The following is a 19653-nucleotide window of genomic DNA, read 5'->3' on the forward strand; positions in this document are numbered from 1 at the left end:
TTTAGAATTAGAAGCGATAGCCTAGCCTTAGGTGTAAGTTTAGGGCTAAATCACTTTCTTCTTTTAAATTTATGTTTTCATCTTCAAAATAGTGAACATAACCTATGCCTATACCTGTTTCGTAGGTAAAATGTTTACCAACATTACGACGAATGCCCCAAGTTGGTATAATGGATATATCACTTATAAAAACAACATTATCCCTTAACGATCCTAAAACAATATCAGGATGGTAGGTTGTTTTTATTGAAAGAAAGTTTCCACTATTACCATCCACACGTCTATTCTTATCAACTCTTTTATTGAGGTTGTAATACCATCTTGGTTCTAAGGTTATGGCTGGTACCATAATAAATCCTTTTTTACCAACAAAGTTACCGCCAAAGATGGCTGCACCTAAGCCAAGTTCGCTTCTAAGGGCAATAGAGTTAGATAGTTTAGACTCATTATGTGCCCAAACACCAAGGAAACCAGTCTGAATACCAAAAGTAGATTTCTCTACGCTCGCATCTTGTGCTGCTATTTTAAATATTGAAAACGTGAGGACTAGGGCTAAAAGAAATGGTTTCATATTACAATTGATTGCTTATTGATAGTGCAATAATACCAAAAAAGTTAGTTGAAAATTGAACAGTTGAATTTTTTAATCTTAATGACAATCTATAGCACTAGTTGCCATTTCAACTACAGGAGCAGGAGAGATGTAAGGTATACCTAAACCCAAGCCTCTAAGAATGAATAAAACTCCAATTATAACTACAAAAACTGGAATGGCTTTTTGAATGCGTTGTTTTATAGTTTGATTTAAAAACTTTCCTAAATAAATAGCTGAAGTCATCAAAGGAATAGTACCAATACCAAACAAAACCATATAGAAGCTTCCTTGTAGTAAACTTCCGGTTGCGATAGCGCCAAACACTGCCATATATACCAAACCACAAGGTAAAAAACCATTAAGGAAACCTATGGTTAAAAATGTGTCTGGTGTTTTTTTCTTTAATGCCTGGCCAAGGTTAGACTTTACTTTAGAAATAATCTTATTAAGTGGTTTGGATAAATTGTATTTAGCAAAAGTCTTGTAAGGAATAAGAACAACAACAATCATTAAGACACCAATGGCTATAGAAAGTTGTTGTTGTACTCCAAAAAGATTAAGACTTTTGCCTAGCAGACCAAAGACCAAACCAATTAAACTGTAAGCTAATAGTCTACCAATATGATATACACCAATTTGTGATACTTTTTTAAACGAATTAGAACGATCTACTGGCAACATAAAGGCTATTGGTCCACACATACCAACGCAGTGCAAACTACCCAATAAACCTAGTATAAATGCCGAATATAACATGCTAATAGTTTATTTCTTTCTTGTATAGGTAAGCTTCATTATTATAAGTCCAATCTATACTAATGTTCCAGCGACCATCTAACAATTTGTTGTCAGGTATGAGCAAATTATGATTAGACAATGAAATAGGAATTTCAAAATCTAACGTTTTGTTAGATGGTCTGTATAGGAACACTGAACCTTCAATTTGTTTTATGTCTAGTTCATTAGGGAATTCTACAAGAATACCATCTTTGGTTTTCTTCCAAGTGATATCTGTTTTAAGGTTTTTAGAATTTTCCTCTTTATCAATATTCGACTGAAATTTTAATTCTTGTTGGTAATAATCTTCAACTACCAAATCATGGTCATATTTGTCATTTGTAGCCATGTTAACTACAAAATACATAATGAAGCCTATAAATCCTACAAAGGCTATAACTATTGCTGTTCCCCAATTTACTTTCATAACTATCTTAATTAAAACTTCTAGGGCCTAAGAAGGTTACCGAAGTTGTTTCTATTAATTTATCTCCACTGTACACATCTATGGTTAATGTGTTTTTATCTCCAGAAAGGTCACCTTGATTTAACTCTATAAATAAAGTTCCCTCGGCTAAACCACTTTCTTTAACTTCAAATGTATCGTTAGTAGAGACCATTTTTATTTCACCATTTATACCTCTAAGTTTAAAGCTAACATCTTTAATAGTTTCAGTAGTTTTATTTACTATCTTATAGGTAAATACATTGCTTATGATGTTGTTATCTTTTTGCTCATAGAGTTGACCAGGTAATCTAAGCACTCTTGCTTCAACATCATTTCTCAAGGCTAACATACCTAATAATACACCAATTAAAATGATAAGTACAGCGATGTAACCTTTCATACGAGCCGTTAGTTTAAAAGGCTCTTTCTTTTCTATATTGTCTTCACTAGCATAACGGATTAAACCTTTAGGCTTATCTATTTTCTCCATTATGGTATCACACTCATCAATACAAGCAGTACAGTTTACACATTCTAATTGTGTGCCATTTCTAATGTCTATGCCAGTTGGGCAGACATGCACACATTGAAAACAATCTATACAATCCCCATGACCAAGAGCATCTCTATCTTCATTTTTTCTAAATTTCTTTCTGCCACTTTCACCTTCACCACGCTTATGGTCGTAAGCTACTACAATAGATTTGTTATCTAAAAGTACACCTTGCAATCTACCGTAAGGACAAGCAATAATACATACTTGTTCTCTAAACCAAGCAAAAATAAAATAGAAGACTCCTGTAAAAATTAATAGAGGAAATAATGTACCTAAATGCTCAGTAGGTCCTTCTTTTATATATCTAAGAAGTTTGTCGCTACCAATTAAATAGGCTAAAAATATATTAGCAATTAAAAAAGAAATCACTAAAAATATAAACCATTTTAAAAGTCGCTTTTTTATTTTTTCAGCATCCCATTTTTGCTTTTTAAGACGCATTTGTTTATTTCTGTCTCCATCTATCCAATATTCAATACGTCTAAAAACCATTTCCATAAAAATGGTCTGAGGACAAATCCAGCCACAAAAAATACGACCAAATCCTACTGTAAATAGTGTTATGAATACTACACCTATAATCATGGAAATAACAAACAGATGAAAATCCTGAGGCCAAAATGGAAAACCAAAGATGTTAAATCGTCGTTCTAAGACATTAAACATTAAGAATTGATTTCCATTTATTTTAATAAATGGTGCTGCAAATAAGAAAGCTAAAAGAAAATAGCTAACTAATTTTCGCTTGTCGTAATAAGGGCCTGAAGGTTTTTTAGGAAAGATCCAATTACGTTTACCTTCTTCATTGATGGTACCTATTGAATCTCTAAAAACTTCGTTGTCTGGCGTTTCCATAAATAGAAGTGCTTTAAGAATTAATCAATAGAAGCAACGGTTTGGTTCTCTAATGTTGCTTCTGTTTCGGTTTCTTCTTTTTGGTTAGCGTCTTCTTGGTTAGTTGGTTCTTCGGTGGTATTAGGATAAGTTTCAGGCGTGTCATCAGCGCTTTGTGCTGCAGATTCGTCTACCCAAATATCTCCTTCAGCTGGTTTTCCTTTGGCAGGAGTTGTACCTTGAAATTGTAGGACATAACTAGCAACTTGGGCAATTTCAGATGGTTTTAATCCTTCATTAGACCATGCAGCCATTCCTTTTCCAGGTCTTCCACCTTCAGAAATGGTTCTAAAAACATTTTTTATTCCACCACCTAGAATCCAATACTCATCTGTTAGGTTTGGTCCAATACTACCACCTCCATCAGCTAAATGACAGGCAACACAGTTGGTTGTGAAAATAGCTTTTCCTGCGTTTAGGTCTGCCGCATCGGTTAAAATCTCTACAGTACTAGCGTCTACTAAGTCTTTTGCGGTTTTTCTATATTCTTCAATAGCTTTGTCGGCCTCAGCGACTTCAATTTTATACTCAGCAAATTGGTCGTCTGCATTAAAGACATGGTAGCGTACCATATACACTACACCAAAGATTATAGTGGCATAGAATCCGTATAACCACCACGGCGGAAGATTATTATCTAATTCTTTTATGCCATCGTAATTATGGTCTAAAATGATTTCACCTTCTGCTTCAACAGGTTTTGAGTCTAAAAGCTTCTTGTATGTCTTCTGAACCCATAAAGTCAATTTAGATGGTGCATTTCGTTGTGCGTCGTATCTTGCTTTACCTTCTTCATCTAAACTTTGATAAAGAATATTGTCTAAAGAACCAACAATCCCTTCAATTGCTATTAATACCAATAGCACCAATAAAAGGAACAATAAAATTAATGGCTGTTCCATAAATGCTGGTTGATCACCAGAATCTACAAAGTATTCTATAAGACCTGCAATAGCAAAAAAGATTACAGGTACTCTAATGTATGATGGGATTAGTTTTCTCATAATGTGAAATCGTTTTGGTTATCTAAAGGTATGTTGCTGACTTTTTTGATGTATTCTTTCTTAGCTGTAAACACCCAATAAAATAGTACTACAAAAAAGATAAAGAATATTAAGAGCGATATTAGAGGGTAGATTTCTATCCCAGTAATACTTTCCATATGATTTTTTACAAACTTTAGCATTGTGTTTAGTTTTGAGCGGTTTCGTTAATAATCTCTTTCACTTTAATGTCTGTACCTAATCTTTGTAAGTACGCAATAAGTGCAACAATTTCTCTATTTCGCATCTCTACAAAATCTTCTCCACCTGCAACTTTATCTGCCTCGTAAGACTCGGCAAAGCTAGGATCACTGTAGAGGCTTTTCTCTATTTTAGTACCTTGTTCTAACATAGAAGCTTGTGCGTTTGTAATGTCTTCTTCGGTATATGGTACTCCTAGGCTTACCATAGCTTCCATTTTCTTTTCAGTCATGGATTTGTCTAATTCGTTTCTGATTAACCACTTATAGGCAGGCATTATAGAGCCTGTTGAGGTGCTCTGTGGATCGTACATGTGGTTAAAATGCCAGTTGTCATTGTATTTACCACCTACACGATGTAAGTCTGGACCTGTTCGTTTACTTCCCCAAAGGAATGGATGGTCATAAACATATTCACCAGCTTTAGAGTATTCACCGTAGCGTTCTACTTCACTTCTGAATGGTCGTACCATTTGAGAGTGACAACCAACACAACCTTCTCTAATATAAAGATCTCTTCCTTCTAGTTCTAGAGGTGTATATGGCTCAACACTACTAATTGTTGGGATATTAGATTTTACTACAATAGTTGGTATAATTTGTACTATACCACCAATTAAGATAGCTATTGTAGCATAAATAGTTAATAATACAGGTTTACGCTCTAACCAAGTGTGCCACCCTTCACCAGCAACACGTCTCTTAGATACGCGCTGTAATGCAGGTGCTTCAGCAAGTTCATCAGTAACTTTGCTTTCAGCTCTAGAAATGGTCATTACAATGTTATAAACAAGGATTAACATACCTGTAATGTATAATGTACCACCAATAGCACGCATCCAGTACATTGGCATAATTTCAGTTACCGTTTCTAGGAAGTTACCGTATAATATTTTTCCGTCAGGACGGAATTGTTTCCACATTGTTGCCTGAGTGAAACCAGCAACATACATTGGCAATGCATATAAAATGATACCCAATGTGCCAACCCAAAAATGTACATTGGCTAATCCTACAGAGTGTAATTTTGTTTTAAATAGTCTTGGTACTAACCAGTAAATCATACCAAAGGCTAAAAATCCATTCCAGGCTAAAGCTCCAACGTGAACGTGAGCAATAATCCAATCTGTAAAGTGCGCGATAGCGTTAACGTTTTTTAATGAAAGCATAGGACCTTCAAACGTGGCCATACCATAACCTGTAATAGCAACAACCATAAATTTAAGAACAGGATCTGTACGTACTTTATCCCAAGCACCACGTAAGGTTAAAAGTCCATTAATCATACCACCCCAAGAAGGTGCAATTAGCATTACAGAGAATGCAACACCTAAATGTTGAGCCCATTCTGGAAGTGCAGTATATAATAAGTGGTGAGGACCTGCCCATATATAAATGAATATTAAGGACCAGAAGTGAACGATAGATAATCTATAAGAATATACAGGTCTATTTGCTGCTTTGGGTACAAAATAGTACATCAATCCTAAGAAAGGCGTAGTTAAGAAGAACGCAACAGCGTTATGTCCATACCACCATTGCACCAAAGCATCTTGTACACCAGCATAAACAGAGTAGCTTTTTAAACCACTTACAGGTAATTCTAAACTATTGAAAATATGAAGAACTGCAACTGTAACAAACGTAGCAATGTAAAACCAAATAGCAACATATAAATGACGTTGACGACGTTTTAAAATTGTACCAATCATGTTGATACCAAAAGCCACCCAAATAAGCGCAATTGCAATATCAAAAGGCCACTCTAATTCGGCATATTCTTTTGATGTTGTAAATCCTAAAGGAAGTGTAATTGCAGCACCAACAATGATGAGCTGCCATCCCCAAAAGTTAATGTTACTTAATAAATCGCTAAACATTCTTGCCTTTAATAAACGTTGTAGCGAATAGTATACACCAGCAAAAATGGCGTTACCTACAAAGGCAAAGATCACAGCGTTAGTATGTAATGGTCTTAAACGACCAAAACTTAACCATGAAATACCATCAGTTAAGTTTGGGAATAAAAACATAAATGCTAGTAGCAATCCAACTAGCATACCTACAACTCCCCAAAGTATGGTGGCGTAGAGGAATTTTTTAACGATTTTGTTATCGTAGTAAAATTGTTGCATTTCCATATTAATATAATTAGTCAGTTTTTGTTTGTGTTGATTTATTTTTTTTGACTTTAATAATTTCGTCTTCAAAGAGCATACGCACAGAAGGTGTATAGCTGTCATCATATTGACCAGACTTTACGGCTAGTAAAAAAATGATTAAAAAAGTGACGCCTACAATGACACTCACAGTTAATAAAATGTATATAACACTCATACCTATTTGAAGTTATGGTTCAAAAATACTATTGACCTAAAGTTTAAAATATGACATTTATCATATTCATTTTTTTATTTTAATTTTCTACCTAAGAGATTCGTTAAAACCGTTGTAAATACAACAATACTTATAGAACTCATTGGCATTAATATAGCCGCAACTACAGGTGCTAATTGTCCTGTGACAGCAAAATATAATCCAACAACATTGTATATAAATGAGAGCACAAAGCTCCATTTTATGATTTTTATAGCTGATTTTGATGCTTTTATATAAGCATATAATTCTTTGAATTTTGAAGCGTCTAAAATGGCATCACAAGCAGGTGAGAAGACATTAACATCTTCGGAAATTGCTATACCAACATCACTTTGAGCTAAGGCACCAGCATCATTTAAACCATCACCTATCATTAAGACTTTTGCTCCTTCAGATTGATGGTATTTGATAAACTCTAGTTTGTCTTCGGGTTTTTGATCGAAAATGAGTTTGGTTTTGGCAGGCAATAATTTCTTAAGGTTTTCACGTTCACCTTCATTATCTCCTGAAAGAATTACTAAATCAAATTGCTTTTTTAGTTTATTAAAGAGTTTGGAAACGCCTTTTCTATAACTATTATAAAAGGTGTATTTTCCTTTATAAATATTATTACTGCTAATATGGACTGTGGTATTTAAAACAGCAGCTTCTCGTGTATTACCAACAAAGCTTGCAGAGCCTATTTTGAGATTAATATCATTGTGTTTTGCTTCAATACCTTTACCAATATGTTCTTCAAAAGTGTCTAGAGTCACAATATTGTGTTCCTCTAGAATATTATAAAGGCTTCTACTTAAAGGATGGTTAGAACCTCTTAATGAATTTTTTAAAACTAAACTTTCACTATCCGAAAGCGATTCACCATTATAAATGGCATTACTAGATTTATTTGAAGTAATGGTTCCTGTTTTATCAAAAATTACAGTATCTATCTGTGCTAGTTTTTCAATAACACTTGCGTTTTTGATGTAAAATTTCAGCTTACCAAATATGCGGAGCAAGTTTCCAAAAGTAAATGGTGCCGATAGTGCAATGGCACAAGGACAGGCAATGATGAGTACTGCGGTGAAAACATTCATGGCTTTACTTGCATCTGTAATCAACCAGAATGTTGTGGCAACCAGAGCAATTGATAAAATAGCAATCGTAAAATGTTTACTCACCTTGTTGGTTATGGTTGCAAAGCCATCTTCTTTATTGTTGTTAAAGACATCATTACTCCAAAGTTGTGTTAAGTAGCTTTGCTCAACAGATTTTAAAGCTTCAAGTTCTATGACTCCTGAGGTTTGTTTGCCGCCAGCAAAAAGCTTATCTCCAGATTTTTTTGAAACGGTTTGTGATTCACCAGTTACAAAACTGTAATCTATCTCTCCTTTACCATTAATTAAAATACCATCAACAGGAATTAGCTCTTCATTTCTAATGAGTATTCTATCACCTTTCTCAATATCGTAAACCTGTATCGATGATTCTGCGCCATTTTTATCAATCTTAGTGATGGCAATAGGGAAGTAGGATTTATAATCGCGCTCAAACGATAAAAAGTCGTAGGTTTTTTGCTGAAAGAATTTTCCAACTAACAAAAAGAAAATCAAACCCGCTAGACTATCAAAAAAGCCAGAGCCTAAATCGAAAATAATTTCAATAGTACTTCTAATAAATAATACCGAAACACCTAGTGCAATTGGTACATCAATATTCAGAAGTTTAGCTTTTAAACCTTTGTATGCTGAAATAAAATAATCTTGAGCAGAATAAAAGACAATAGGAATAGACATGGCAAACATTAACCATCTAAACACATGTTTGTACTGTTCTAACCAAAATTCATTGAGTTCAAAATATTCTGGAAAAGAGAGAAACATAATGTTTCCAAAGCCAAAACTGGCTACACCTAATTTGTAGATAAGGCTTCTGTTGATATGGTTTTTTCCAGAGTTAAAATCATCAAGACTAATGTAAGGCTCGTAACCAATTGAACTTAATAAAAGCACAATAGACTTTAAATTTGTGGCTTCGGGATTATAGGTAACACGAACGGTCTTTTTACCAAAGTTGACTTGCGAAGATGAAATATTAGCATCTAGTTTGTTTAAATTTTCTAAAATCCAAATACAAGAACTACAATGAATATGTGGAATGTACAGTGTAGCGACTTCAGCAGTATCACTTCTAAATTCGGTTAACTTTTCAATTATTGAGTCTTGAGATAAAAAGTCATATTTGCCTTCAATCTCTTTCGGAACTGCTCCTGGAGCATTTTGCATGTCGTAATAACAAGTTAAATCATTTTCGTTAAAAATTTCGAAAACAGTTTTACAGCCATTGCAGCAAAACGATTTATCCTGAAGAGTTATTGGGTGACTACCACAGTCGTCACCACAGTGAAAACATGTTTTGTTTTCCATTTTTAATTTGCTCATTTATACCTGTAACAAAGGTGACATAAAGTGTTATTTTAAAATATGATATTTGTCATGTTATCATTATATTTGGATAGTCACAAAAACAATAGGTATGAGTAAATGTGAGTCTTGTATTATAAAGGAGTTTAATTCCTTAAAGTCATTGACGCGCGAAGAACTAATGCGAGTTTCTGCTTGTAAAACAGGAAAAATATACAGAAAAGGTCAAGTTATTTTTGAAGAAGGTGAAACTCTAAACGGAGTTTACTGCGTAAGAGATGGTGTTTGTAAATTGACTAAGTTGAGCGAAAATGGTAAAGACCAAGTTGTAAAACTTGTTGTTAAAGGTGATTTATTAGGTAAACGTTCTTTAGTATCTGATCAAAAAACAAACTTAAGTGCTGTAGCCTTAAATGACATGGAAATGTGTTTTATTCCTAAAAGTGAGATAATTGATGATTTGTCTAAAAACCCGAAATTTACCATGGACGTTTTAAGGGAGATGGCTAATGATTTAAAAGATTCTGACGTCTCGTTAGTAAATATGGCGCAAAAGTCCGTTAAAAGAAGAATGGCTGAAATATTAATGTATAGTCATGATAATTTTGGTACAGATGACGAAGGTTATTTAAGTATTGTACTCTCTCGCGAAGATTATGCGAGTATTGTAGGAACAGCAACTGAATCTGCAATTAGAATTTTATCTCAGTTTAAAAAAGAAGCGCTTATTTCTACCACAGGAAAACGTATTAAAATTGAAGACTATAATGGTCTTAAATGGATTGAATAGAAAATAAACTAAATACTAAAAAAAAGCGCTCTAAATTTTATTTAGAGCGCTTTTTGTTTTAGTCTACACTAAAGGTTTTGGTGTCTTTAAATGGATTGATTTTTAAATCTTTCATTTTATTTTGATAGTCTTTCCAAGATGTTTCAAAGAAATTATTGGTATCATTAAACACCTTCTTGAAAGCATCTTTAGCGTGCTTTATTAATATGGTTTCGGTTGAGGTTAGTCCTGTTTGACTATCATTTACATAACTTTGGGCAATTCTTAAACGCTGCATTGGTGTTACTTCAGGATTCCTAGTTATACCTTGTCGTTTATCAACTTTACCTAAATAGCTATCAATTAAACTATCAATTGCTTTAATGGTTTCCTTAGAACTTTCAATTTGTGCTTTGTATAATTCTCTGTCAAGCTTAGATAATTCCTTCTTATATTCTTCAGCAATAGTTTTACTTTTTACAAGTTGCTCAACAGCTTCAGCAGCTTTTTGCTGTAGTTGTTCTAACTCTTTTGAAGCTGCATAAACTTCATTTATATTTTTTTGAGAGACCTCAAGTCTTGGATCAGACTCTACTTTGATTGTTGTTTCAGAGGTTAAATCTCCATAGTGAAGCACTGCTTTGTAATTTCCTGGTTTTACAGTAACTCCACCTGGTTCTCTGTTTTGCTCACGAACTCTTCGAGATGGTCTACTTACTCCAGCTTCATCCATGTACCACGTCCATTTATGTAAGCCGTTTTCTTTAGGCGCTTTCTGTTTTAGAGTTCTGATTAATCGATCTCCATCATATATTTTTAAAGTTAGAGAGTCCCAACTAATCTCATTACCAACTTTTTTGTCACTTATATTTTTATCACCTTTTTTAGCATCCGCTTTAATATCAGATTTAACGGCTTCTTTTTTATTAAACAAATACGAAAATTGAGCACCATATGCACGATTTTCACCATGATACATGGCATCTGCACCAAAGCGACTTCCGGTTGGTTGTTGGTAGGCAGCTTGATAGGCAGTTGGTGGATCAAATAATTCAATATTTGAGTTTATAATTGACTTATCTTTCGCCATAGCTCTTAGTGGTCTAACATCATCTAAAACCCAAGCAGCTCTTCCAAATGTTCCTATTACTAAATCGTGCTCACGTGGATGAATTACCAAATCCTTAACCGATGTAGTTGGGAAACCTTCAGTCCATTTGGTCCATTTTTCTCCAGCATTTAGAGAGATATAAAGTCCATCATCAGTTCCAAGAAACATAAGGTTTGGTTCTTCAATATCTTCAATGATTGCTAAAGCATAACTTTGAACATCGTTTTGATCAACAATTCTTTCCCAAGTTTTACCATAGTTTTTAGTTCTATAAGCGTAAGGAGTGTAGTTGAAACGTCTGTAGTCATTAGCAATCAAAAGCGCTTCCCCTTTATTCTTGTTAGATGCTTTTATTTGTGCTATCCAACTGTTTTCAGGTAAACCTTTAATCTTAGAAACATCCGTCCAGTTTTTACCTCCATCAGTTGTGTAGTGTACTTTACCATCATCTGTACCAACCCAAAGCATATCCTCTTCTATTGGTGACGGTTCAATAACTAAAATTGTAGTGTGATTTTCTGCACCAGTGGCATCCATGGTTAAACCACCACTATCAGATTGTTTTTGTTTTTCCGGATTGTTAGTGGTAAGATCTGGTGATATAATTGTCCACGTTTCACCTTTATCAGTCGATTTATGTACAAACTGACTTCCGAAATAGATGGTACTATTATCAAAAGGATCAATATTTATTGCTGAATTCCAATTGAAGCGTAATTTCACACCAGCATCTGGATGTGTTGGCCTCACTAAATAATTATTTCCCGTTTGCCAATCGTATCTGCTAACATAACCTTGTTGGCTCATAGACCAACCGTAACGCGAATCATCTCTATCAGGAACCACATCAAAGCCATCACCAAAACTTATTTCTTGCCAATAACTATTTCTAATACCTTGGTCTTTCCAAACATAAGCTGGCCCTCTCCATGAACCATTATCTTGCATACCTCCATAAATATTGTACGGAAATTCATTATCTACTGCTATGTGATAAAATTGGGCTACAGGAAGATTGCCAATAAATCGCCATGTTTTTCCACCATCTTTAGTAATATTCATACCTCCATCATTACCATCAATCATAAAACTGCCATCCTCTGGATGAATCCACCACGCATGATGGTCTGGATGTACACCATTACTCACACCATAAGCAGGCATAAGTTGTTCAAAGTTTTTTCCACCATCCTCAGACACATTCACATATGTAAATACAGAATACACACGGTTTTCATTTTGTGGATCAACGTAGATTTCAGAATAGTAGAATGGACGATTACCAATATCGTTTTTATCGTTTATTTTTTTCCATTTAAAACCACCATCTTCACTCTTATAAAGCGCATTTTTTTCAGCTTCTACAAGCGCATAAACTATATTTGGTTTTCCTGGTGCAATCGCTACACCAATACGACCTAAATCTCCTTTTGGGAAACCGTCATCTTCAGTAATTTTTTTCCATGTTTTTCCACCATCGTGTGTCATATGTAGTGCAGAACCTTCACCACCTGATTTAAAAAACCAAGGGTCACGTTTATGTTCCCACATGGCAGCGAATAGTTTATTAGGGTTTGAAGGATCCATCACCAAATCGGCAACACCAGTTTTGTTGTTTGCAAAAAGAATCTTTTCCCATGTTTTGCCTCCGTCGGTAGTTTTAAATACACCACGTTCTGGATGTTCTCCCCAAGGTGAACCAATAGCACCTACATAAACCACATCAGGATTGGTTGGGTCTACTATAATTCTATGTATGTGTCTGGTTTTCTCTAAACCCATGGCCATCCAAGATTTTCCACCATCAAGTGATTTGTATATACCGTAACCACCATTTAATGAGTTTCTTGGATTACCTTCACCTGTACCAACCCAAATGACACTCGGATTGGATTGCTGAATTTCAACAGCTCCTATAGAAGCTGTAAGTTCTTTATCGAAAATAGGTTCCCATTTTATACCTCCAGAAGTTGATTTCCAAAGTCCGCCAGAGGCAGTTCCAACATACATAATGTCAGGATTGTTGTTTACAACATCAATGGCAGTAACACGACCAGACATGCCACCAGGACCTATATTTCTTGGTGTCATATTCTTTACTAAATCCATTGAAAATTCTTGTGCAGAAATAAGTGTTACACCACAAAGCATAACACATAAGAGAAAACGTTTCATTATTATTTAGGTTAGTTAATTGCTCTAAAAATAATGAAAAGAAATTTGAAAATTATAAAAGAGATGTTAAGGTGTTAGTTATAATTACTTCTCGGAAGTAATAGGTATATTAGTACTAGTACCGTTAGTATTGTCATTGGTTAAAACCCATTTTGATCCATAGACATCCTTGTAGACAATTTTATAGATAATGTTTTCATTATTAAGCGCATCTCTAATAGGTTGAATATGTTTAGCATTTTTTATTTCTAGAATGTCGATTTGTTCATTTGCAGGTAAAACAAAGCCTTCTACAAGCGTACTATATGTATACGGAATAGTATCTAGTACTTTATTATTCTTAAAGATATAATCAAATAAATCTTTAGTGTTATTAAATTTATGTTCTGAATCTAGAGCAATTTCTACTTCATCAATAAATGCTGGACCAACCCCTTTATTACCAACTACAAACTTAAAAGTATTATTATAGTTACTATACCATTGGTTAAGATGAGGTAATACAGATGCACTTTGCTGCATTTGTATAAGTTTGTTTTCTTCTCTGGCTAAATATGATTGATATAGTAGTGCAATAAGAGAGATTACGCTAATAAATAGAGCAGAGGTGCTCATAATTTTGTCAGTCGTCCAGTTGATTTTTTTTCTAGACTTTTTTGGCTTTTCTATTTCAGTTTCCTCCGACATTGTGCGATAAGTTTCGAGTAAAGTTAACAAAATGTTAGAATCTGAAAATATGTAAATGTTACATTTAAAAGTATTATTTTTATAATGCTATGAAGGAACAAAGAAGAAAATCGGGCTTTATATTCAAAACGTATGAAGCACCAAATCAATCTCCGTTTGATAAATTGTTTGAAATTTTCAAGGAACTGATTACTTATACATCAGGAGATTTTGATGAGGCCATTGATTGGTTGCGACAGTTAGATGTAGAGTATAAGCTTACTACACGAGATTATACCATTGATGATTTTATTGAAGACCTAAAAAAGAAAGGCTATATCCGAGAAGAAATTGATAACGATGGCAATGGTGGAAGCGGTATGGCAATTACGGCAAAAACTGAACGCGCCATAAGGCAACAAGCTTTAGATCATATCTTCGGAAAAATAAAGCGAAGCGGTTCTGGAAATTATAAAAGTAAAGGTGTTGGTTTAGGCGATGAGCATACAGGTGACTTTAGAGCTTATCAATTTGGAGATGCCTTAGATAAAGTTTCGGTTACTGAGAGTCTTAGAAATGCTCAAATCAATCACGGTATAGGAAATTTCAACCTAACGGAAGATGATTTAGTTGTTGAAGAAACCCTCCATAAAAGTCAAATGAGTACAGTGCTGATGATAGATATCAGCCACAGTATGATTTTGTATGGTGAAGATCGTATTACTCCAGCTAAAAAAGTAGCCATGGCTTTAGCCGAACTGATTACAACACGGTATCCAAAAGATACGCTTGAGATTTTAGTATTTGGTAATGATGCTTGGCCTATAAAAATTAAGGATTTGCCGTATCTTAAGGTTGGACCTTATCATACCAATACCGTTGCAGGTTTACAATTGGCAATGGATATGTTGCGCAGAAAACGAAATACTAACAAACAAATTTTTATGATTACGGATGGTAAGCCAAGTTGTTTGCGAATGCCAGATGGTCAATATTATAAAAACAGTGTAGGGTTAGACCCTTATATCGTTAATAAATGCTATGCCATGGCACAGCAGGCAAGACGTTTGCACATCCCAATTACAACCTTTATGATTGCAGAAGACCCTTATTTGATGAAATTCATTAGAGAGTTTACGCAAGCCAATAGAGGGAAAGCATTTTACACAGGTTTAAAAGGCCTTGGAGAAATGATTTTTGAAGATTACGAAAACAATAGAAAAAAGAGAATTAAAGGATAAAAATAGCTATTAGCTTTTAAGAATTAGCACTTAGTTTTAAAAAACAGAATTGTTAATAGCGAAAAGCAAATAGCCAAAAGCTTGAAAATGAAAGACATTAAAACACTAGGAGAATTAAAAAAATCAGGATATCAATCTAAATCGATTAAAGACGAGTTAAGAGATAACCTTATTGAAAACATAAAGAACAAAGTGAAAACGTTTGAAGGTATTCACGGTTATGAAAACACTGTGATTCCAGAGTTAGAACGAGCTATATTATCACGACATAATATTAATCTTTTAGGATTACGAGGTCAGGCAAAAACACGTCTGGCACGTATGATGGTGAAGCTTTTAGATGAATATATACCAGTAGTTGAAGGTTCAGAAATAAATGATGATCCTTTACAGCCAATGTCTAGATATGCTAAAGAATTAATAGCAGAAAAAGGTGACAACACACCAATCTCTTGGTTACATAGAGACGAGCGTTTTGCTGAGAAATTAGCCACTCCAGATGTTACTGTTGCTGATATTATTGGAGATGTAGATCCTATAAAAGCGGCGAATTTAAAATTGAGCTATGCGGATGATCGTGTGATTCATTTTGGTATGATTCCTCGTGCTAATCGTTGCATCTTTGTCATTAATGAATTGCCAGATTTACAAGCCAGAATTCAAGTAGCCTTGTTTAATATTTTGCAAGAGGGTGATATTCAAATTAGAGGATTTAAGCTAAGATTACCTTTAGATATGCAATTTGTATTTACCGCAAACCCTGAAGATTATACCAATAGAGGAAGCATAGTCACTCCTTTAAAGGATAGGATCGGTTCTCAAATTTTAACCCATTATCCAGATTCTGTTGAAACCGCTAGAACCATTACCTCCCAAGAAGCAAATTTAGACGAGCGACAGTCAGCATCAGTTTATGTGCCAGATTTGGCAAAAGATCTTTTAGAACAAATAAGCTTTGAAGCTAGAGATAGTGAATATGTGGATGTAAAAAGTGGTGTGAGTGCGCGTATGAGTATTACTGCTTTTGAGAATTTACTGAGTACAGCAGAGCGAAGAGCTTTACTTTCTGGTGATGAAGAGACTTCAGTGAGGTTATCAGATTTTACAGGAGTTATTCCTGCCATTACAGGAAAAGTAGAGTTGGTATACGAAGGCGAACAAGAAGGTGCCGATTTTGTAGCCAATATTTTAATCGAAAGTGCGATAAAAACATTGTTTCCTAAGTATTTCCCGAAAATTGAAAAATTAGAAAAACAAGGAGAAGAAACACCTTATGATGATTTAGTGTCATGGTTTTTTAATAATGATGGATTTGAGCTTTTAGACGATTATGATGATACTACATACAAATCAAAATTAGATGAAGTAAAGCCTTTAGATGCTTTAATAGCGGACTACCAGCCAGATATAGATTCTAAAGATGTGTATTTTGAAAAGGAATTTATTCTTTGGGGAATGGTGCAGTTTAAAAAATTGAGTAAATATCGCTACTCCGAAGGTTTGCAGTTCAAAGATCCTTATGGGAGTTATATTAGTGGATTATAGAAAATAACATATTTTAAAACTAAAATTTATTTTTCTTTATCTGTTTAGGTTTTTTCCAGAGCCAAAAGCCACTGAAAGACAAAAACAAAAGTCCAAAGCCTATTAAAGTAGAATAGAAAAGCTTAACAGATTTACTTTTAGAATTAAACAAAAAATCTACTACAGAACCGTCGTGTATCATTTCTATGATATCTGCGGTTCTTATTTTTTGTGATAATATTTTCCCGGAAAAACAATCAATTTGTAGTTCGGTGAAATGCGTTTCAAAACGCACTTTTGCGATGCCTTTTCTTGGTCTGTAATCAATACGGTTTATGGTAGTGTCTAAGTTTGCATCCTTAATATGATTAATAGCAATAGTCTCAATTTTGCTGAGTGAGAGCAATTCTAAATTTGTATTTGCAGACTTTTCAGAAGGTGGTTTTAGTTGTAATTCATCTTTCCATGCTAGTAAAATGCCACTAAGACTTATAATAGCAATAAATACCAGAAGCGACATGGCAATATAGCGATGCCATTTGCGGTACCATCTTACAGATTTTGCTAAGGATTTGTTTTTAGATTTCACAGTTGTGCATAAACTTGCAAACTAAGAAAATTCCACTGGTATTCTTCTTAAGAAGACGTTAATGAAATTATCAGTTGTCGCGAGTTTTTTTATTTGCATTGCACAGTTTTATAATCTCTGCGATTCTTTTTTGGCGAGTAGCTTCGCGCTTAGCACTGTGTAACCATGATAAGTAGCTTTTTTGATAGCCTTTTGCAAAGTTTTGATAGTTATCATAAGCCTGAGGATTGGCATCAAAAGCGTTTTTTAAGTCTTTAGGAATGATGCCATTTTCTACATCGTCCATTTCAGACCATTTTCCAGTTTCTTTGGCCAGATTTATAACTTCCCAACCAGTATAATGAATAAGCCCTTCTTTTTCTAAAAGGTTGACGTAAGTTTTATTTAAGGCACTCCACGTGCTTTTAGGATTTCGTTTTGTGAAGTATTGTTGTCTTTTTCCATTACCCAAACTTTTTACGGTAGAGTCAATCCACCCAAAGCAGATAGCTACTTTTACAGCCTCTTCCCATCGCATAGATGGCATGTGATGATCTATTTTGTAAAAAATTAAGTAAACAGCATCATGCTTATGATGATTGTTTAATAACCAATCGTACCAATCGGTATCGCGTTCAAAATAGAGTTCTGGTATTTGCAACTTACAGTTTTTTAGAATGAATGTAGAAATCCTTATCTATACTAAAATCTTCACCTTTAATAGGTTTAGTTTTCCATTCTGAATTTGGGAAAATCCATTCGTGTTTACCATCAATTTCAACTTCAATCGGCATATCGAAATCGTCTATAATGTTGGTATAACGAAATTTTAATTGACCGTTTTCAATTTTATACTCTAAAGTTGGAATACGTGTATCTCTTAAATATTGATTAAAAAACGCTGTCAAATCTTTCTTAGTCATTTTGCTGATGTAATCCTCAATTTGTTTGGTAGTCACAGTTTGGTGATAAAATTGAATATTTAAACCTCTTAAGATATTTCGCCATAATATATCATCTTCAATAAGTTGACGTAAGGTATGCAACATGTTAGCACCTTTGTAGTACATATCGCTAGAGCCTTCGTTATTTACATTGTAAGCACCAATAAGAGGTTTGTCGTTCATAATACTTCGACGTGTTCCAATAACATATTCTGCACCAGCTTGTTTTCCATAGTAGTATTCTAAAAATAAACTTTCAGAATATGCGGTAAAGCTCTCGTGAATCCACATGTCTGCAATATCTTTATTGGTAATATTGTTGGCAAACCACTCGTGACCAGCTTCGTGAATAATGATAAAATCGAATTTTAAACCCCAACCAGTGCCGGATAAATCTCTACCTAAGTAGCCGTTTTTAAATCTATTGCCATAGGTGACTGAGCTTTGATGCTCCATACCTAAATAAGGCACTTCAACCAGTTTAAAGCTGTCTTCGTAAAATGGATAAGGTCCAAACCAATGCTCAAAAGCCTTCATCATTTTTGGAGCATCTTTAAATTGTTTTTTTGCTTTTTCAAGATTGTAAGAAAGCACCCAATAATCCATATCTAATTGACCTTTTTCACCTTCATAAACTTCAGAAAAGTTAACGTAATCACCAATGTTTACATTAACACCATAATTGTTTATTGGGTTTTTTACTGTCCAGTGTGTCGTAATGGTTTTATCGTGTTCTTCGATTCGTTTTAGTCTACCGTTAGAAACATTCATAAGCCCTTTTGGTATGGTTACGCTAATGTCCATGCTATCTACTTCATCGTACATGTGGTCTTTGTTTGGCCACCAAACACTGGCACCTAAACCTTGACAAGACGTTGCTATAAAGTGCTTTCCGTTTTTGTCTTTTTTCCAGGAAAAACCACCATCCCAAGGTGCATTAATTGCTTCTCTTGGATGGCCTTCATAATGTACTACAACAGAATTTACATCACCTGTATTTTGTTCATCAAGAGTTATGAAAAAAGCATTGCCATTTCGTTGTATAGTAAACACCTTACCATTTTGAGTCACTTTGGTAATTTTCATAGGCTCTTGCAAATCTATTTGCATAACCTTATGTGGTTTTAAAACTTTGTACTGAATGGTATTAGTACCAGAAATAAATTTTTCCTCTGGCTTTACTTCAATATCGAGATGATAGTAGGTGAGGTCCCACCATTCGCGCTCTGGTGTAATACTACCTCTTAAGGTATCTTGCTTAGTGAAGCTGTCTTTATTTTGAAGAAGTTGTGCGTTAACTATTAAAGTACTAACTAATAAAAATGTAAGTGCTATGTGTTTTTTTATCATTTTGAATG

17 protein-coding genes are annotated in these 19653 nt (G+C 34.3%); 3 read left to right on the forward strand and 14 right to left on the reverse strand.

The window, feature by feature from the left end:
• Nucleotides 1-7: 7 nt before the first annotated feature.
• The 9 genes from V1468_RS07165 to V1468_RS07205 all read right to left on the reverse strand — a co-directional run bounded on the left by V1468_RS07165 (nucleotide 8) and on the right by V1468_RS07205 (nucleotide 9300).
• Nucleotides 8-571, reverse strand: a complete 564-nt coding sequence (locus V1468_RS07165) for a hypothetical protein (protein WP_331809555.1) — start codon at nucleotides 569-571, stop codon at nucleotides 8-10.
• 78 nt (nucleotides 572-649) lie between these two features.
• A complete protein-coding gene (locus V1468_RS07170) occupies nucleotides 650-1351 on the reverse strand; it encodes a sulfite exporter TauE/SafE family protein (protein WP_331809556.1) in 702 nt (233 codons plus the stop codon).
• 1 nt (nucleotide 1352) lies between these two features.
• Complete coding sequence (locus tag V1468_RS07175) at nucleotides 1353-1799, reverse strand: FixH family protein (RefSeq protein ID WP_331809557.1); 447 nt, start codon at nucleotides 1797-1799, stop codon at nucleotides 1353-1355.
• 7 nt (nucleotides 1800-1806) lie between these two features.
• Nucleotides 1807-3231, reverse strand: coding sequence for a cytochrome c oxidase accessory protein CcoG (ccoG, locus tag V1468_RS07180; protein WP_331809558.1), 1425 nt, complete (start codon nucleotides 3229-3231; stop codon nucleotides 1807-1809).
• Between the two features lie 20 nt (nucleotides 3232-3251).
• Nucleotides 3252-4274, reverse strand: a complete 1023-nt coding sequence (locus tag V1468_RS07185) for a cbb3-type cytochrome c oxidase N-terminal domain-containing protein (RefSeq protein ID WP_331809559.1) — start codon at nucleotides 4272-4274, stop codon at nucleotides 3252-3254.
• Nucleotides 4271-4456 (reverse strand): CcoQ/FixQ family Cbb3-type cytochrome c oxidase assembly chaperone, encoded by a 186-nt coding sequence (locus V1468_RS07190; RefSeq protein ID WP_331809560.1) that lies wholly within the window; start codon nucleotides 4454-4456, stop codon nucleotides 4271-4273. Before V1468_RS07190 ends, V1468_RS07185 begins: the two co-directional genes overlap by 4 nt.
• Before the next feature lie 5 nt (nucleotides 4457-4461).
• Nucleotides 4462-6654, reverse strand: a complete 2193-nt coding sequence (gene ccoN / locus V1468_RS07195) for a cytochrome-c oxidase, cbb3-type subunit I (protein ID WP_331809561.1) — start codon at nucleotides 6652-6654, stop codon at nucleotides 4462-4464.
• Nucleotides 6655-6664: 10 nt separating this feature from the next.
• Nucleotides 6665-6850 (reverse strand): cbb3-type cytochrome oxidase assembly protein CcoS, encoded by a 186-nt coding sequence (ccoS, locus tag V1468_RS07200; protein ID WP_331809562.1) that lies wholly within the window; start codon nucleotides 6848-6850, stop codon nucleotides 6665-6667.
• A gap of 74 nt (nucleotides 6851-6924) precedes the next feature.
• Nucleotides 6925-9300, reverse strand: coding sequence for a heavy metal translocating P-type ATPase (locus V1468_RS07205; RefSeq protein WP_331809563.1), 2376 nt, complete (start codon nucleotides 9298-9300; stop codon nucleotides 6925-6927).
• A 109-nt stretch (nucleotides 9301-9409) separates the two neighbouring features.
• Between V1468_RS07205 and V1468_RS07210 the strand changes: the two genes are divergently transcribed.
• Complete coding sequence (locus V1468_RS07210) at nucleotides 9410-10087, forward strand: Crp/Fnr family transcriptional regulator (protein ID WP_331809564.1); 678 nt, start codon at nucleotides 9410-9412, stop codon at nucleotides 10085-10087.
• Nucleotides 10088-10145: 58 nt separating this feature from the next.
• On the opposite strand, the gene V1468_RS07215 is transcribed toward V1468_RS07210, so the two are convergent.
• Nucleotides 10146-13352 carry a VPS10 domain-containing protein gene (locus tag V1468_RS07215; protein ID WP_331809565.1) on the reverse strand — a complete coding sequence of 1069 codons (3207 nt, stop codon included), beginning with the start codon at nucleotides 13350-13352 and terminating at the stop codon, nucleotides 10146-10148.
• A gap of 84 nt (nucleotides 13353-13436) precedes the next feature.
• Entirely contained in the window at nucleotides 13437-14039 is a 603-nt protein-coding gene (locus tag V1468_RS07220; protein ID WP_331809566.1) for a hypothetical protein, read from the reverse strand.
• 89 nt (nucleotides 14040-14128) lie between these two features.
• On the opposite strand from V1468_RS07220, the gene V1468_RS07225 reads away from it, so the two are divergent.
• The gene (locus tag V1468_RS07225) at nucleotides 14129-15259 is read left to right on the forward strand and encodes a vWA domain-containing protein (protein ID WP_331809568.1); all 1131 of its coding nucleotides are present in this window, start codon (nucleotides 14129-14131) and stop codon (nucleotides 15257-15259) included.
• Nucleotides 15260-15346: 87 nt separating this feature from the next.
• Nucleotides 15347-16804, forward strand: a complete 1458-nt coding sequence (locus tag V1468_RS07230; RefSeq protein ID WP_408647356.1) for a MoxR family ATPase — start codon at nucleotides 15347-15349, stop codon at nucleotides 16802-16804.
• A gap of 19 nt (nucleotides 16805-16823) precedes the next feature.
• On the opposite strand, the gene V1468_RS07235 is transcribed toward V1468_RS07230, so the two are convergent.
• The 3 genes from V1468_RS07235 to V1468_RS07245 all read right to left on the reverse strand — a co-directional run bounded on the left by V1468_RS07235 (nucleotide 16824) and on the right by V1468_RS07245 (nucleotide 19645).
• Nucleotides 16824-17372: a PepSY-associated TM helix domain-containing protein gene (locus V1468_RS07235; RefSeq protein ID WP_331809570.1), complete on the reverse strand. Its 549-nt coding sequence runs from the start codon at nucleotides 17370-17372 to the stop codon at nucleotides 16824-16826.
• 70 nt (nucleotides 17373-17442) lie between these two features.
• Nucleotides 17443-18012 carry a YdeI/OmpD-associated family protein gene (locus V1468_RS07240; protein WP_331809571.1) on the reverse strand — a complete coding sequence of 190 codons (570 nt, stop codon included), beginning with the start codon at nucleotides 18010-18012 and terminating at the stop codon, nucleotides 17443-17445.
• Nucleotide 18013: 1 nt separating this feature from the next.
• Entirely contained in the window at nucleotides 18014-19645 is a 1632-nt protein-coding gene (locus V1468_RS07245) for a M1 family metallopeptidase (protein WP_331809572.1), read from the reverse strand.
• Between the last annotated feature and the right edge of the window lie 8 nt (nucleotides 19646-19653).

The sequence above is a fragment of the Winogradskyella poriferorum genome, from assembly GCF_036553625.1.
GTDB classification, from domain to species: Bacteria; Bacteroidota; Bacteroidia; order Flavobacteriales; family Flavobacteriaceae; genus Winogradskyella; species Winogradskyella poriferorum.

Coding starts and splice junctions, on each gene's coding strand:
- V1468_RS07165 (WP_331809555.1), bottom strand. CDS start 571: ATGAAACCATTTCTTTTAGCCCTAGTCCTCACGTTTTCAATATTTAAA.
- V1468_RS07170 (WP_331809556.1), bottom strand. CDS start 1,351: ATGTTATATTCGGCATTTATACTAGGTTTATTGGGTAGTTTGCACTGC.
- V1468_RS07175 (WP_331809557.1), bottom strand. CDS start 1,799: ATGAAAGTAAATTGGGGAACAGCAATAGTTATAGCCTTTGTAGGATTT.
- ccoG (WP_331809558.1), bottom strand. CDS start 3,231: ATGGAAACGCCAGACAACGAAGTTTTTAGAGATTCAATAGGTACCATC.
- V1468_RS07185 (WP_331809559.1), bottom strand. CDS start 4,274: ATGAGAAAACTAATCCCATCATACATTAGAGTACCTGTAATCTTTTTT.
- V1468_RS07190 (WP_331809560.1), bottom strand. CDS start 4,456: ATGCTAAAGTTTGTAAAAAATCATATGGAAAGTATTACTGGGATAGAA.
- ccoN (WP_331809561.1), bottom strand. CDS start 6,654: ATGGAAATGCAACAATTTTACTACGATAACAAAATCGTTAAAAAATTC.
- ccoS (WP_331809562.1), bottom strand. CDS start 6,850: ATGAGTGTTATATACATTTTATTAACTGTGAGTGTCATTGTAGGCGTC.
- V1468_RS07205 (WP_331809563.1), bottom strand. CDS start 9,300: ATGGAAAACAAAACATGTTTTCACTGTGGTGACGACTGTGGTAGTCAC.
- V1468_RS07210 (WP_331809564.1), top strand. CDS start 9,410: ATGAGTAAATGTGAGTCTTGTATTATAAAGGAGTTTAATTCCTTAAAG.
- V1468_RS07215 (WP_331809565.1), bottom strand. CDS start 13,352: ATGAAACGTTTTCTCTTATGTGTTATGCTTTGTGGTGTAACACTTATT.
- V1468_RS07220 (WP_331809566.1), bottom strand. CDS start 14,039: ATGTCGGAGGAAACTGAAATAGAAAAGCCAAAAAAGTCTAGAAAAAAA.
- V1468_RS07225 (WP_331809568.1), top strand. CDS start 14,129: ATGAAGGAACAAAGAAGAAAATCGGGCTTTATATTCAAAACGTATGAA.
- V1468_RS07230 (WP_408647356.1), top strand. CDS start 15,347: ATGAAAGACATTAAAACACTAGGAGAATTAAAAAAATCAGGATATCAA.
- V1468_RS07245 (WP_331809572.1), bottom strand. CDS start 19,645: ATGATAAAAAAACACATAGCACTTACATTTTTATTAGTTAGTACTTTA.